This window comes from Pseudomonas sp. D8002 (assembly GCF_013385695.1).
GTDB lineage: Bacteria > Pseudomonadota > Gammaproteobacteria > Pseudomonadales > Pseudomonadaceae > Aquipseudomonas.
This window is the reverse complement of the sequence record NZ_JACAPM010000003.1, coordinates 1-13,225: the sequence shown is the minus strand read 5'-3', so window position 1 is coordinate 13,225 and position 13,225 is coordinate 1. Positions and strand designations below refer to the sequence as shown.

Below are 13,225 nucleotides of genomic sequence, written 5' to 3'. Positions count from 1 at the left end.
CCGCAAAAAATTCACAAACGCTGGCAACCATTCCATTTACGACATTCGCCCATCCGGCACAGCCATTTTGAGGTAATGGCCCTCATGTCTCCCCCGCCCGCGGCCGATATACACAAGCAGCCAATCTCCCCCTGCGTTCGGAGCCGTCATGAAGTTCAAGTCGATTCAATTTTCTGTCGCGGCACTGGCCGGGGCCATTGTCCTGAGCGTGGTGGCGGTGTTGGTGCTGTATGCCTTGTTCGCCGGGGCGCGCACCCAGGAGATGGTGCAGGAACGCACCCAGGGTCAATTCGAACAAATCATCGAGCAGCGCCTGACCGCCCTGGCGCAAACCCAGGCGACGCTGATCCAGCGCGAACTCGAAGCACCGCTGGTGACGGCCAAGGGCCTGGCCACCGCCAACGCCCTGATGGGCATGAAAGACGCCAACGGCAACCCGCAACTGGCGGTCTCCCGTGAACAACTGATCAACCTGATCCACGAAACCGTGGTGCGTAACCCGAAGATTCTTGGCGCCTATATAGGCTGGGAAGCCAACGCCATCGACCACAACGATGCTGCCTACGTCAACAGCCCGGTGGTCGGCATCGAAACCAACGGCCGCTTCCTGCCGTGGTGGTTCCGCAATGCCGACGGCAGCCTGGGCCTGGATAAACTGGCTGACGTGGCCGACCAGACCATCCTGTCCACCGGCGTGCGCGCCAGTGAGTACTACCTGTGTTCCAAGGAAAGCAAAAAGCCCTGCGCCATCGATCCGGCCCCTTATAAAGTCGGGAATGCGATGGTGATGCTCGCCTCGTTTATCGAACCAATCATGATCGACGGCACCTTCCAGGGCATCGTCGGCGCCGACCTGTCGGTGAACTTCATCCAGGAAATGCTCACCAAGGCTGATCAGAATTTGTACAACGGTGCTGGCGAACTGGCGCTGATTTCCAGCAACGGTCGCCTGGTGGCCTATACCAAGGACGCCAGCAAGCTCGGGGAAAAAGCCAGCGACCTGCTGGACAGCAACGAACTGGCCAACCTCGGCCAACTGAAGATCGGCGAGGTGCGCTATGACGTGGACAAGCAACACGGGCATATCGAGCTGTTCCTGCCGTTCAACATCGGCCAGACCGACGCCCGCTGGACCCTGCTCCTGCAACTGCCCCTGAGTGCGGTAATGGCCGACCTGCAGGCGATGCAGCACGACCTCGACGCCCAGCGCAAAACCGATATTTTCGGCATGGCCGTGGCCGGGCTGCTGATCGCCGGCATCGGCTTGCTGGTGATCTGGCTGGTGGGCCACGGCATTGCCCGGCCGCTCAAGCAAATGGTGGCGATGCTCAATGACATCGCCCAGGGCGAAGGCGACCTGACCCGGCGCCTGACCAGTGATCGCGCCGACGAACTGGGGGCGATTGCCAGCGGCTTCAATACATTCCTGGCCAAGTTGCAGGGGATGATTACCCAGGTGGTGAGTTCGGTGCAGAAGGTCAGCGACTCGTCGGAGCACACCGCCGACATCGCGATTCGCACCAACCAGGGCGTGCACAAGCAAATGGTCGAGATCGACCAGGTGGCTACCGCCGTGCACGAGATGACCGCGACCGCACAGGACGTGGCGCGCAACGCCACCCAGGCCGCACAGGCCGCCAGCCACGCTGATCAAGCGGCGAGCCAGGGCATGCAGATTGTGCGCGACACCTCCACCTCCATCGGCGCCCTCGCCGAGGAAATCGGCAAGGCGGTCGGTGTGGTGCAGGCGCTGGCCAAGGACAGCGAGAACATCAATGCCATCCTCACAGCGATTCGCGGGATTGCCGAGCAGACCAACCTGCTGGCGCTCAACGCGGCAATCGAAGCCGCACGGGCCGGTGAGCAAGGGCGCGGGTTTGCGGTGGTGGCCGACGAGGTGCGCAACCTGGCGCAGAAGACCCAGAAGGCTACCGAAGAAATCCAGGCCATGATCCAGCAACTGCAACAAGGCACCCGCGACGTGGTGCGGGTGATGGAAGACAGCCAGAACCGCACCGATGAAAGCGTGCAACACGCGGCCAAGGCGGCTCAGGCGCTGGAGACCATTACCCGGGCGGTGTCGGTGATCAACGACATGAACACCCAGATCGCCAGCGCCGCCGAGGAACAGAGCGCGGTGGCCGAGGACATTAACCGCAACGTGATCAATATCGGACAGGTGGCCAATGAAGTGGCCGGCGGAGCGGATGAGTCGAGCGCGGCCAGCGCAGACCTGACCAAGCTGGCGGAGCAGCAGCGACGGTTGATCAATCAGTTCAAGGTTTGAGTCAAGCGGCGCCCTTTCGGGCGCCTTCGCGAGCAAGCCCGCTCCCACATTCGATCGCATTCCTTCAGTTGAAATGCAATCAAATGTGGGAGCGGGCTTGCTCGCGAAGAGGCCGGCCGATTCAACACAACGCTCAACCCGGCGTCAGGCACTCCGGTCCATTCAGCTTCGGATCGTTGACCATATTGGCCAGCACCCGCTCGCGCAACGCGGTGGGTTCACTGGCCAACAAGGCCTGCAAGGTGTGCAGCGGCGTCTCGGGGTTCAGCCAGGCTGCCTGCCCCGCCGCATCCAGAATCAACGGTCGGCGCTGACTCTGCGCCGCCTGGGTCACCACTGCCGTACTCAGCCACACCTGCTCCTGCACCGGATACGCCTCCCAGATCGCCGCAAAGAACAGCGTGCTGCCCTCCCCCGGCGTCAGCCAGTACGGGCGCTTGCGCTGGGTGCCGCGCCATTCGTAGAAACCATTGGCCGGCAGCAGGCAGCGGCGCTGGCGAAACGCTTCGCGAAACATCGGCTGTTCGGCAAGGGTTTCCGCCCGGGCATGGGCCGGTGTACGAGAGAGATCGGTCAGCCAGGGCGGCGTCAGGCCCCAGCGCGCCCGCGCCAGGGTGTGCTGGCCGTCACTCAGGCGCTGGATCAGCACCGAGTCATTGGGAGAGATGTTCCACTGGGCCTGCTGGTCGGCCGGGAAGCCCGGCAAGGCAGCAAACGCGGGGTTCCAGCGAAACAGGGCATAACGTCCACACATGGGGCAACACGACTCTTGGAGAAACTGGCCGACAGCCTAACAGACCAGCACGTCGGGAAAGCTGTCGGGTTCATCACCGGGCAGTGGTTGCGCACCGTTGTAGGCGGTGATCAGCTCGCGGGCGTAGGCGGCCTGGTCGTTCTCCACCGCCAGCGCCAGCAGGCCATAGATCGGCAGTTCGCCGGTACCCCCGAGCAAATCGCGCCCCACCAGGTGCGCGGTGATGCCCTCGCTTTCGAGCATGCCTTGCAGCAGCTCGCCTTCCATCAGGTTTTCCGGCTCGTAGATTCGCTGCATGGGCGTACCTTTTATTTATTCGTTCTCGCTGCGTACGTTGAGCATCCATTCGCCGTCATGAACCTGCAGCTCGAAAACAATAGGCCGGCAGCACACCGGGCAGTCCTCAATATATTCCTGATCGCCCGCCGACAGGTCCAGTAGCGCCGTGACTACCTCTCCACAATAAGGACATTCGTACGACTCCTCTTCCATCGCGGTCTCCAAGGTGACTTGTGCGTATAATCGCCGGTCTATTTACAGGGCTATTTTTCGTCCCGGCCAATTGCCCGGACCACGCCCTGATATTTATTGTTCCAAACCTTTACTTACCCTAGCCGTTTCTAACAAGAGAGCATGATGGGCGAATTCGATACCATCCGACCTTACAACGACAGCGAAGTCCCGGCAGTGCTGGCCCGACTGTTCAGTGACAAGGCCTTTCTGGACATCCTGACCCACTTTCGCTTCCCGCGCTTTGCCGGCGCCTTCGGCTGGCTGCTCAAGCCGATGATCGCTCATAAACTGCGCCGTGAGTTCGCCGGCGTCACCACCGTGGCCACGCTGCAGGACAAAGTCGAGTTTTACGTCGACCACACCATCGAGCGGGCTACCGACGGCGTGACCTATACCGGCGTGGAGCAGTTCAAGTCCGGCAGCGCCTACCTGTTCCTGGCCAACCACCGCGACATCGTGATGGACCCGGCCTTCGTCAACTACGCCGTGTACCACGCCGGCCTGCCGACGCCGCGCATCGCCATCGGCGACAACCTGCTGCAGAAGCCGTTTGTCAGCGACCTGATGCGCCTGAACAAGAGTTTCATCGTGCACCGCTCGATCACCGGGCGCAAAGAGAAGATGGCGGCCTATCAGTTGCTGTCGGCCTACATCAACCATTCGATTCGCAACGACTGCCAGTCGATCTGGATCGCCCAGGCCGAAGGCCGCGCCAAGGATGGGGATGATCGCACCGAGTCGGCGATCCTCAAGATGTTCCACATGAGCCGCAAGGACGAGCCGTTCGCCGAAGTCATCCAGTCACTGAACCTGACGCCGGTGTCCATCAGCTACGAATACGACCCGTGCGACGCAGCCAAGGCCCGCGAGCTGTACATCCGCGCCACCACCGGCACCTACAGCAAGGCGCCGGGGGAAGATGACGTGAGCATCGCCCTGGGCATCACCGGCTACAAGGGCCGGGTACACGTCAACTTCGCGCCGCCGATCACCGAGGCGTTCGAAGACACCAAGCTGTTGGCGATCGAAATGGACCGGCAGATCCTGGGTGGGTATCGGTTGTTCCCGGTGCATTACCTGGCGTACGCCCAATGGAGCGATGCCGATCCGCAATTGCAGGTACCGACCGCAGCCGAGGTATTCCCGGCGGACGAGTTGGCCAAGGCAAAGGCAGAGTGGGAGCGGCGCTTGAATGCGTGCCCGGCCGAGCATCGGCCGTATCTGGTATTGCAATACGCGACGCCGGTGAGGAATCAGTACCGGGTCAAGGCCGGGATTGCCCTGTAACCCGGTACCAGCAACAGCGCAAACCCAATGTGGGAGCGGGCTTGCTCGCGAAGGCGGTGGATCAGCCAATCATGTATTGACTGACACCGCGCTTTCGCGAGCAAGCCCGCTCCCACAGTTGTTTTTAGGGTGTTCCTACAATCGGGTACTAAGAAAGGACACCAGCAACGCCAGCCCCAGACAGGCAAACCCCAACCGGTAGAACAGGCGATAGGTACGCTGCGTCAACACGTCCAGATACAGCATCGGCTGATCAATGGCACGCAGTTCGCTTTGCGCGGCAAGGCGGGCCATCGCGCGCTGTTCATGCAGGCGCGTGACAAACAGCAGCCATGCCGCCGGGCAGGCCAGTAACAGGGCAAGGGAATTGAGCAGTAGTGCGGTCAGCGACATCGCAAACCTCGATGTATCAGTGTCTTGGTATCAATCCAGATACAAACCTGAATGATATGCGCCGCCTGCGCGTCATTACTCCTTCCCCATTGACGGCTAATGTATCCAGTAATTTACAGCGTCACCTGAACGTCACCTTAACAAGCCACTCTGTTGCCCTTCGAAAGCCCGGGAGCTTGTCATGTTGCACGCGCAGAACCAGGATCGGCTGTATCTGATTGCCCCAAGCGATGAGCAAGAGGCCCTGGTGGGCGGCCTCGCGTTCAATGTGCAGGACCGCCACTGGCTGGTGTATTGCGCCCTCGGCGGGCATCAACATGCCGACCTGCCGGAGTTGGACTTGCTCACTGGCGTGAGTGTGCTGGACTTTTATGTCGAAACGGCTGCATGAAAACGGCAGGCGTAAAAAAACCGGGCTCATCGCTGAGCCCGGTCATCGTTCCCACGCGCCGCAAAGGAATGCCGACTGGGGCGCTCCGCGCCCGCCTGACGGTTACTGCGAGCTGAGCAGCGAACCGATGCTCGGGTCCTTGAACAGGCGCGTCAGGGCATCGCTCAACACGTCGCTGACCAGCTTGGTGTTGGTTTCCTGGTTCGGCGCCATGCCGAAGCGCTGGTCCAGGGATGCGCCGTAACGGCCGCTGTAGCGACGGGTACCGGCAGTCACGTCGGACTTGAAGGTCGCGCCGATGGTGGCTTCAGTCACGTACAGGCCTTCCTTGGGCGACTGATACTTCAGCTCGGCCAGGGTGATGGTCAGTTGTGGCGCACCTGGCGAGTTGGAAGGGGTGAAGCCCAACAGGCGCACGGCCGCTTCGGCCTGGGCTTGCAGCTTGGGCAGCACGTCCGCACCGGTCACCGTAATGGCGCTGGTTTCCGGGTACAGGCCGCCACGGGTGCCGAGGGTCGGCGACGGACGACCGTCAACCACACGCACCGACACCGGCTGGCCATGGCCGACAGGCGCCAGCTGGGTGGTGATTTTCGGTTGCGGGCTGAGTTGTTGCGGGCTGTGGGCGCAGCCAACCAGGGTCAAACTGGTCACAGTGATCAAACCGAACAACAGGCGTTGCAACATACTCATTTCTCCAGGACTAGATGCAAACAGGGCGCCAGTATAACGGTGAGCGCTCGCCACTCACCAGAATTCCTGAACGGCGCCTGAACTGTCGGCGAAATTACAATTTTCACACAGAACCGTCACCTCAATGTCATGCCAGACTGCCAACCTTCGCAGCATGTAACGAACCGGGTACACAGCCATGCGCCTTCTCAAATCTTTGTTCTTTTCCCACGCCAGCCATCGCCACTTCGCCCTGCTCGACGCCCAAGGCTGCTGCCAGGCTTTCAAGCAGTGCAGCCTGCCGCCCGTCGGTGAAGGCTGGGTCGAAGTCGAAGAGACCCGCCTGAGCTGGATGCACCGTCCGCTGCCCGCCAGCGCCCGCGTCAGCCCCCGGGTTTCGCAGCCACAGGCACGGCACGCGTTGGCCTCCTGACCAGACTGCTAATAAAAGTCATTAAACACGTCCATTTGCGCGCATTTCTTCGCTACAATCTCCCCCCGATTATAAGGACGTCTCCTGATCGGGCCTCGCAGCATCGCTAATGCACTTGTATTAGCTCCCCCGCACCGCCCACAGAGAGCCGCCCACACAGATCGTGTGAAGCTGGCGAGCTTGCTGTTTTCTCTGCAAACCATCGTCTTTACCCGAATCTGCCAGAGCTGCCATGCGCTCGGCCACTTGAGTTGTTTGCCCGTTTTGCCGCTTGCCGGCAGTTATTTCGGGCCAGGTGCCAGGCTGGGGCAGCCCTTTTTTGAGGTTCACGTCTTCAAAAGAGCGTGAAAAAAACGGGTTTTCACAACTTCACAAGAGTGTGGCGAGCAAATGAATAGTTTTGCGTTTGTACAAGCACCATCAGCGTCTGGAACAGCCCCACCACACAGGACCGAGCACTCCTCAAGAACCGGAGCTTGAAGCCTGTCCGCTACGGATTTGGTTGCACGATCGGACGAGCTTGACCATAAGTCGAATTGCCACAGGCGCCCTTAAATGCGTTCATACGCAGATCAGGCCCGGTCGGCAGCGTCCGCTTGCGATAAATTGCGAAGAATCGGACATGGCGATCCTGGCCATGGGTAACCTGGGGCATCACGTGAACCGCCCCGTCACTCCTGGCAGCCATGCCGTCAATTTGGTGCTGCAGATTTTGGAGACGCGTTAAATGGCGCATAACGAAGCAGTCGACGTAGTACTGGTAGGTGCGGGCATCATGAGTGCCACCCTCGCCGTACTGCTCAAAGAGCTCGACCCCGGCCTCAAGCTGGAAGTCGTTGAGCTGATGGATTCGGGTGCCGCGGAAAGTTCCAACCCGTGGAACAACGCCGGTACCGGCCACGCCGGGCTGTGTGAGCTGAACTACACACCGCAGGCCGCCGACGGCTCCATCGACATCAAGAAAGCCGTGCACATCAACACCCAATTCGAGGTGTCGAAGCAGTTCTGGGCCTACCTGACCAAGAAAGGCACCTTTGGCTCGTCCAAATCCTTTATCAGCCCCGTGCCGCACCTGAGCTTCGTACAGGGCGAGAAAGGCGTGTCGTTCCTCAAGAAGCGTTTTGAAACCCTCAGCCAGCACCACGCGTTCTCGGACATGCACTACACCGAAGACCGCAGCGAGATGGCCGAGTGGATGCCGCTGATGATGCCCGGCCGCCCGCTGGACGAAAAAATCGCCGCCACCCGCGTGATGAACGGCACCGACGTCAACTTCGGCGCCCTGACCAACCAGTTGCTCTCGCACCTGACCAGCGCCCCGGATGCCCAGGTCAAGTACAGCAAGCGCGTCACCGGCCTCAAGCGCAACGGCGCCGGCTGGACCGTGAGCATCAAGGACGTCAACAGCGGCAATTCCCGTGATGTGGACGCCAAGTTCGTGTTCCTCGGCGCCGGTGGCGCGGCCCTGCCGCTGTTGCAAGCCTCGGGCATCGAGGAAAGCAAGGGCTTCGGCGGCTTCCCGGTCAGCGGCCAGTGGCTGCGTTGCGACAACCCGGAAGTGGTCAAGCACCACCAGGCCAAGGTCTACAGCCAGGCGGCCGTGGGTTCGCCACCGATGTCGGTGCCGCACCTCGACACCCGTGTGGTCGACGGCAAGAAATCCCTGCTGTTCGGGCCATACGCCGGTTTCACCACCAAGTTCCTCAAGCACGGCTCGTTCCTTGACCTGCCCATGTCGATTCGTGCCGGCAACATCGGCCCGATGCTGGCCGTGGCCCGGGACAACATGGACCTGACCAAGTACCTGGTCAGCGAGGTGCGCCAGTCCATGGAGCAGCGCCTGGAATCCCTGCGTCGCTTCTACCCTGAGGCAAAAGCCGAAGACTGGCGCCTGGAAGTGGCCGGCCAACGGGTGCAGATCATCAAGAAAGACCCGAAGAAAGGCGGCGTGCTGCAATTCGGTACCGAACTGGTTGCGGCCAAGGACGGTTCGCTGGCCGCCCTGCTCGGCGCGTCTCCAGGTGCTTCGGTGACCGTGTCGATCATGCTGGAACTGATCGAACGCTGCTTCCCGACGAAAGCGGCCGGTGAGTGGGCCGCCAAGCTGCACGAGATCTTCCCGGCTCGGGAAAAGGTCCTGGAGACCGATGCCGAGCTGTATCGCAAGATCAACACGCAGAACAACATCAGCCTGGAACTGGTTGAGCAGAGCAGCGAGACCGAAAGCTACGCTTGAGCGTCGTGACGCAGAGCGTCAGTTGATGCATTCCCACGCAGAGCGTGGGAACGAAAAACGCCCCTAACGGGGCGTTTTTTTTCGTCCGCAACAATCAGCCGCGAGCTTGTTCGATCAGCTCGATGTACTCGGCGGCGTTGCGCTGGTCCTTGATCACTTCAACGAAGGTCAGGCCATGCTCGTCCTTGCCATCGAGGTCCAGGCCGGCTTCCTTGAAGAAAACCAGGAAGCGTTCGAAGTCGTCGATACGCAGGCCGCGGTAGGCCTTGATCAGTTTGTGCAGGGACGGCGAAGTGGCGTCTACCGGCTCGAAATCCAGGAACAGCTTGATTTGCTCGTCGCCGATTTCATCACCAATCACCTGTTTCTTATCTTTACGCATTACCGACTCCAGCCTGCAGACATTTACACGGGAAAAGCAGTTTACCTGCGGCACCGCGGCTTCGAAAGCTACGCGAACCAATGTGGGAGCCGGCTTGCCTGCGATAGCGGTGCATCAGTAACAGATGGGCCAACGGACCCACCGCTATCGCAGGCAAGCCAGCTCCCACATTGACTGTATTTACACCGCCGAATGCGCGTCGGCTGGATTATTTGGCGCGCACCGCCCCGGTGTGCAAATCGGCCCAGATATGGCCGTTGGCGTAACTGAGGAACTGCACATAGACCGTGTCGTTGCGCAGCAGATCGACGATCACCCGATACTGGGTCATCGGGTACGACAAGGTCAGGGTTTTGCTTTTATCGTCGAACACCGGCTTTTTCAGGCTTTTGCTTTCGGCATCGAAATTGAGGATCACCTGGGCGATGGTCGCGCCTTTGTTCAGGGACTTGCCCTTGAGTCGGATCATCAACGGCGAGGTCACCGGGATCGGCTGCTGGGTGGATTGGCGCTGGTTACCCACCACCACCGAATACTCGGTGACTTGCAGCAATTGCTGCTGGTCCGGGGTTTCGGCGCGCAGGGTCAGGTCGTCGGGCGGCAGGAATTGGCTGTGCAGCGGCACCGGAGCAGCCGCCAGGGGCAAACTGAGGGTCAGCGCCAGGGCGGCGCAACTGCGGATCAAAAGGCGCATGGGCCGCTCCGTGGAAGATGGCCCAGCACTTTAGCTCAATCGAACTGGGCAAGCATCCAGCGCTGATACTCAGCCACTTCAGCGTCGCCTTCACGGGGAGCCCAACTGGCCAGCTCACCCTCTCCCACCGGTCGATACGGTCCGGCTTTGCATTCGAACATCAAAGTATCTGGCTCCAGCACCACCAGGCCGTGAAACACCCCGGGCGGCAAATCGACGCCCTGGCACTCACCGCCCGCCTGCATCACGCGCTTGGCCAGCACCTCGCCGGTCTCGCTGAAGATCAACAAGCCCAGGCTGCCCTTCAGCACCAGCAAGGTTTCCGCCTTATCGGCACTCAAATGACAATGAGGCGGCACATAGGTGCTGGGCTGCATGCCGACAGCCATGCGATGGCATGGCTCTTCCATCTGATGAAAGTTGTGGTGATGCCGGCCACGAGGGCTGCCAGCCGCTTTCTCGGCCAGCTCCGCAAACAGCGTTTGATCAAGAAAGCTGGCCATTGATTACATCCCCTTAACGGCGTAAATCCCATTGGCGTTGCGCCAGTAGCCTTTGTAGTCCATGCCGTAACCGAAGATGTAACGGTCAATGCACGGCAGACCCACGTAATCGGCTTTCAGGTCCGGACGGGCCTTGCGGTCGTGGTCCTTGTCGATCAGCACGGCAGTGTGCACCTTGCGCGCGCCGGCGTGTTTGCAGAAGTCGATGATCGCGCCCAGGGTGTGACCTTCGTCGAGGATGTCGTCAATGATCAGCACGTCGCGGTCGATGAACGAGACTTCCGGCTTGGCTTTCCAGAACAGGTCGCCGCCACTGGTTTCATTGCGATAGCGAGTGGCGTGCAGGTAGGACGCTTCCAGCGGGAATTGCAGGTGGGTGAGCAATTTACCGGCGAAAATCAGGCCACCGTTCATCACGCAAAAGACCACCGGGTTGGTGTCGGCCATTTCACGGGAGATGTGCGCGCCGACCTTGGCGATGGCCTCTTCGACTTGCGCTTCGGTGTACAGGCAGTCAGCCTCGCGCATGATTTGACGGATATGCTCGAGATCAGCGGACATGGCGCTCTCCAAGGGGGTGCTGTGGCAAGAAAAGCGGGCAAAGGTACGCATGTGAGGCGCAACGTTCAAGCCTTAATGGACTAACGTACTAGATGTCTATAGGACAACACCCTCGGATAGATTAATCTAGGCCGGTTTTTTTGCCCGCCGCCGGAGCCTTTCCCCATGCCCATCCGTGAGATCCGCCATCCGCTGATCCGACATAAACTCGGCCTTATGCGCCGCGCCGACATTAGCACGAAGAACTTCCGTGAGCTTGCTCAGGAAGTCGGAGCGCTGCTCACCTACGAGGCGACCAAAGACCTGCCCCTGGAAAACTACGAGATCGCCGGTTGGTGTGGTCCCGTCCAGGTCGAGAAAATCGCCGGCAAGAAGATTACCGTGGTGCCGATCCTGCGTGCCGGTATCGGCATGCTCGAAGGCGTGCTCAGCCTGATCCCGGGTGCCAAGGTCAGCGCCGTAGGCGTGGCCCGCAACGAAGAGACGCTGCAGGCCCACACCTACCTGGAAAAACTGGTACCGGAAATCGACGAGCGCCTGGCGATGATCATCGACCCGATGCTCGCCACCGGCAGCTCCATGGTTGCCACCATCGACCTGCTGAAAAAAGCCGGTTGCAAGGACATCCGCGCCATGGTGCTGGTGGCCGCTCCCGAAGGCATCGCCGCCGTCGAGAAAGCCCACCCGGACGTGTTGATCTACACCGCATCCATCGATGAACGCCTGAATGAACATGGCTACATCATCCCGGGCCTGGGCGATGCCGGCGACAAGATCTTCGGTACCAAGCAGAAGGACGCGTGACCATGCAGGATGAGTTCAACGACCCGCTTTGGCGCCAGATCCTGTCTGGCGCACAGATGCTCTTCGTAGCATTTGGCGCGCTGGTGTTGATGCCGCTGATCACCGGTCTCGATCCAAACGTCGCCCTGTTTACCGCAGGCTTGGGCACCTTGTTGTTCCAGGTGGTTACCGGGCGCCAGGTACCGGTGTTCCTGGCGTCGAGCTTTGCGTTTATCACCCCGATCATTCTCGCCAAGGGCCAGTTCGGCCTCGCGGCGACCATGGGTGGCGTGATGGCGGCCGGCTTCGTTTACACCTTCCTGGGCCTGGCCGTGAAGATCAAGGGCACCGGTTTCATCGACCGGCTGCTGCCGCCGGTGGTGATCGGGCCGGTGATCATTTCCATTGGCCTGGCCATGGCGCCGATTGCGGCCAATATGGCGATGGGCAAGGCCGGTGACGGCAGTGAGTTGATCCACTACCAGACCGCCATGCTGATCTCGATGCCGGCGCTGCTGACCACGCTGATCGTGGCGGTGTTCGGCAAAGGCATTTTCCGCCTGGTGCCGATCATCTCCGGCGTGCTGGTGGGTTTCGCCATGTCGTTCTACTTCGGCGTAGTCGACACCGCGAAGATCGCCGCCGCACCGTGGTTCGCCCTGCCCCACTTCACCGCACCGGAATTCAACTGGCAGGCGATCCTGTTTATCGTCCCGGTGGCCCTGGCCCCGGCGATCGAACACATCGGTGGTGTGATTGCGGTGGGCAGCGTGACCGGTCGCGACTACCTGAAGAAGCCTGGCCTGCACCGCACCCTGCTGGGTGACGGGATCGCCACCACCGCTGCCGGCCTGTTCGGCGGCCCGCCCAACACGACCTACGCGGAAGTGACGGGCGCGGTGATGCTGACCAAGAACTACAACCCGAAGATCATGACCTGGGCGGCGGTGTTTGCCATCAGCCTGGCGTTTATCGGCAAGTTCGGCGCGCTGCTGCAAAGCATTCCAGTCCCGGTAATGGGCGGGATTCTGTGCCTGCTGTTCGGCTCGATTGCCGCAGTGGGGATGAACACCCTGATCCGCCACAAGATCGACCTTGGCGAAGCGCGCAACCTGGTGATTGTGTCGGTGACCCTGGTGTTCGGGATTGGCGGTGTGCTGGTAGGCACCGGCACTGGCCCGGATGACTTTGGCCTGAAGGGCATCGCCCTGTGTGCGGTGGTAGCGATTGCGTTGAATCTGCTGCTGCCGGGCAATGACGGCTGGAAGAACAGGAAGCCGGATGAGCCGCTGATCTAACTGCCAACGCAAAACCAATGTGGGAGATTCTATGGTTG

Annotated in this window: 16 protein-coding genes and 1 pseudogene; 8 read left to right on the top strand and 9 right to left on the bottom strand. The window is 60.7% G+C overall.

Annotated elements, in window-relative coordinates; translation table 11 throughout:
* Positions 1–148: 148 nt before the first annotated feature.
* A pseudogene (locus tag HX807_RS31875) lies at positions 149–1,429 on the top strand (HAMP domain-containing protein); the annotation flags it as partial.
* 15 nt (positions 1,430–1,444) lie between these two features.
* Entirely contained in the window at positions 1,445–2,287 is an 843-nt protein-coding gene (locus tag HX807_RS31870; protein ID WP_371132336.1) for a methyl-accepting chemotaxis protein, read from the top strand.
* Between the two features lie 133 nt (positions 2,288–2,420).
* On the opposite strand, the gene HX807_RS00535 is transcribed toward HX807_RS31870, so the two are convergent.
* Genes HX807_RS00535 through HX807_RS00525 form a run of 3 tightly spaced genes read right to left on the bottom strand, consistent with a single transcriptional unit; the run spans position 2,421 to position 3,533 of the window.
* A complete protein-coding gene (locus tag HX807_RS00535; RefSeq protein ID WP_003216163.1) occupies positions 2,421–3,041 on the bottom strand; it encodes an SOS response-associated peptidase in 621 nt (206 codons plus the stop codon).
* Between the two features lie 36 nt (positions 3,042–3,077).
* Entirely contained in the window at positions 3,078–3,338 is a 261-nt protein-coding gene (locus tag HX807_RS00530) for a putative signal transducing protein (RefSeq protein ID WP_017477710.1), read from the bottom strand.
* Positions 3,339–3,353: 15 nt separating this feature from the next.
* Positions 3,354–3,533: a CPXCG motif-containing cysteine-rich protein gene (locus tag HX807_RS00525; RefSeq protein WP_003216161.1), complete on the bottom strand. Its 180-nt coding sequence runs from the start codon at positions 3,531–3,533 to the stop codon at positions 3,354–3,356.
* 144 nt (positions 3,534–3,677) lie between these two features.
* Here HX807_RS00525 and HX807_RS00520 point away from each other — a divergent pair, with 144 nt between their 5' ends.
* Positions 3,678–4,841, top strand: a complete 1,164-nt coding sequence (locus HX807_RS00520; protein ID WP_029615884.1) for a 1-acyl-sn-glycerol-3-phosphate acyltransferase — start codon at positions 3,678–3,680, stop codon at positions 4,839–4,841.
* 135 nt (positions 4,842–4,976) lie between these two features.
* Here the strand turns inward: HX807_RS00520 and HX807_RS00515 are convergent, their stop codons facing one another.
* Positions 4,977–5,234 (bottom strand): hypothetical protein, encoded by a 258-nt coding sequence (locus HX807_RS00515; RefSeq protein WP_003216159.1) that lies wholly within the window; start codon positions 5,232–5,234, stop codon positions 4,977–4,979.
* A 181-nt stretch (positions 5,235–5,415) separates the two neighbouring features.
* On the opposite strand from HX807_RS00515, the gene HX807_RS00510 reads away from it, so the two are divergent.
* Positions 5,416–5,625 (top strand): hypothetical protein, encoded by a 210-nt coding sequence (locus HX807_RS00510; RefSeq protein ID WP_008434269.1) that lies wholly within the window; start codon positions 5,416–5,418, stop codon positions 5,623–5,625.
* Between the two features lie 102 nt (positions 5,626–5,727).
* On the opposite strand, the gene HX807_RS00505 is transcribed toward HX807_RS00510, so the two are convergent.
* Positions 5,728–6,312 carry a YajG family lipoprotein gene (locus HX807_RS00505; protein ID WP_003216157.1) on the bottom strand — a complete coding sequence of 195 codons (585 nt, stop codon included), beginning with the start codon at positions 6,310–6,312 and terminating at the stop codon, positions 5,728–5,730.
* A 184-nt stretch (positions 6,313–6,496) separates the two neighbouring features.
* Between HX807_RS00505 and HX807_RS00500 the strand changes: the two genes are divergently transcribed.
* Together HX807_RS00500 and mqo are read left to right on the top strand one after the other, a co-directional pair.
* The gene (locus HX807_RS00500; RefSeq protein ID WP_003216156.1) at positions 6,497–6,730 is read left to right on the top strand and encodes a hypothetical protein; all 234 of its coding nucleotides are present in this window, start codon (positions 6,497–6,499) and stop codon (positions 6,728–6,730) included.
* Positions 6,731–7,457: 727 nt separating this feature from the next.
* Positions 7,458–8,966: a malate dehydrogenase (quinone) gene (gene mqo, locus HX807_RS00495; protein ID WP_003216154.1), complete on the top strand. Its 1,509-nt coding sequence runs from the start codon at positions 7,458–7,460 to the stop codon at positions 8,964–8,966.
* Between the two features lie 94 nt (positions 8,967–9,060).
* On the opposite strand, the gene HX807_RS00490 is transcribed toward mqo, so the two are convergent.
* The 4 genes from HX807_RS00490 to HX807_RS00475 all read right to left on the bottom strand — a co-directional run bounded on the left by HX807_RS00490 (position 9,061) and on the right by HX807_RS00475 (position 11,106).
* Complete coding sequence (locus tag HX807_RS00490) at positions 9,061–9,348, bottom strand: PA4642 family protein (RefSeq protein WP_003216153.1); 288 nt, start codon at positions 9,346–9,348, stop codon at positions 9,061–9,063.
* A gap of 208 nt (positions 9,349–9,556) precedes the next feature.
* Positions 9,557–10,042, bottom strand: coding sequence for a hypothetical protein (locus HX807_RS00485; RefSeq protein ID WP_003216152.1), 486 nt, complete (start codon positions 10,040–10,042; stop codon positions 9,557–9,559).
* A 35-nt stretch (positions 10,043–10,077) separates the two neighbouring features.
* Positions 10,078–10,545: a WbuC family cupin fold metalloprotein gene (locus HX807_RS00480; protein WP_102604701.1), complete on the bottom strand. Its 468-nt coding sequence runs from the start codon at positions 10,543–10,545 to the stop codon at positions 10,078–10,080.
* 3 nt (positions 10,546–10,548) lie between these two features.
* Entirely contained in the window at positions 10,549–11,106 is a 558-nt protein-coding gene (locus HX807_RS00475) for a hypoxanthine-guanine phosphoribosyltransferase (protein WP_003216150.1), read from the bottom strand.
* Between the two features lie 165 nt (positions 11,107–11,271).
* Here HX807_RS00475 and upp point away from each other — a divergent pair, with 165 nt between their 5' ends.
* Both upp and HX807_RS00465 read left to right on the top strand, forming a co-directional pair.
* Positions 11,272–11,910, top strand: coding sequence for a uracil phosphoribosyltransferase (gene upp / locus HX807_RS00470; RefSeq protein ID WP_003216149.1), 639 nt, complete (start codon positions 11,272–11,274; stop codon positions 11,908–11,910).
* A gap of 2 nt (positions 11,911–11,912) precedes the next feature.
* Positions 11,913–13,187: a uracil-xanthine permease family protein gene (locus HX807_RS00465; RefSeq protein ID WP_087692860.1), complete on the top strand. Its 1,275-nt coding sequence runs from the start codon at positions 11,913–11,915 to the stop codon at positions 13,185–13,187.
* Positions 13,188–13,225: the final 38 nt, after the last annotated feature.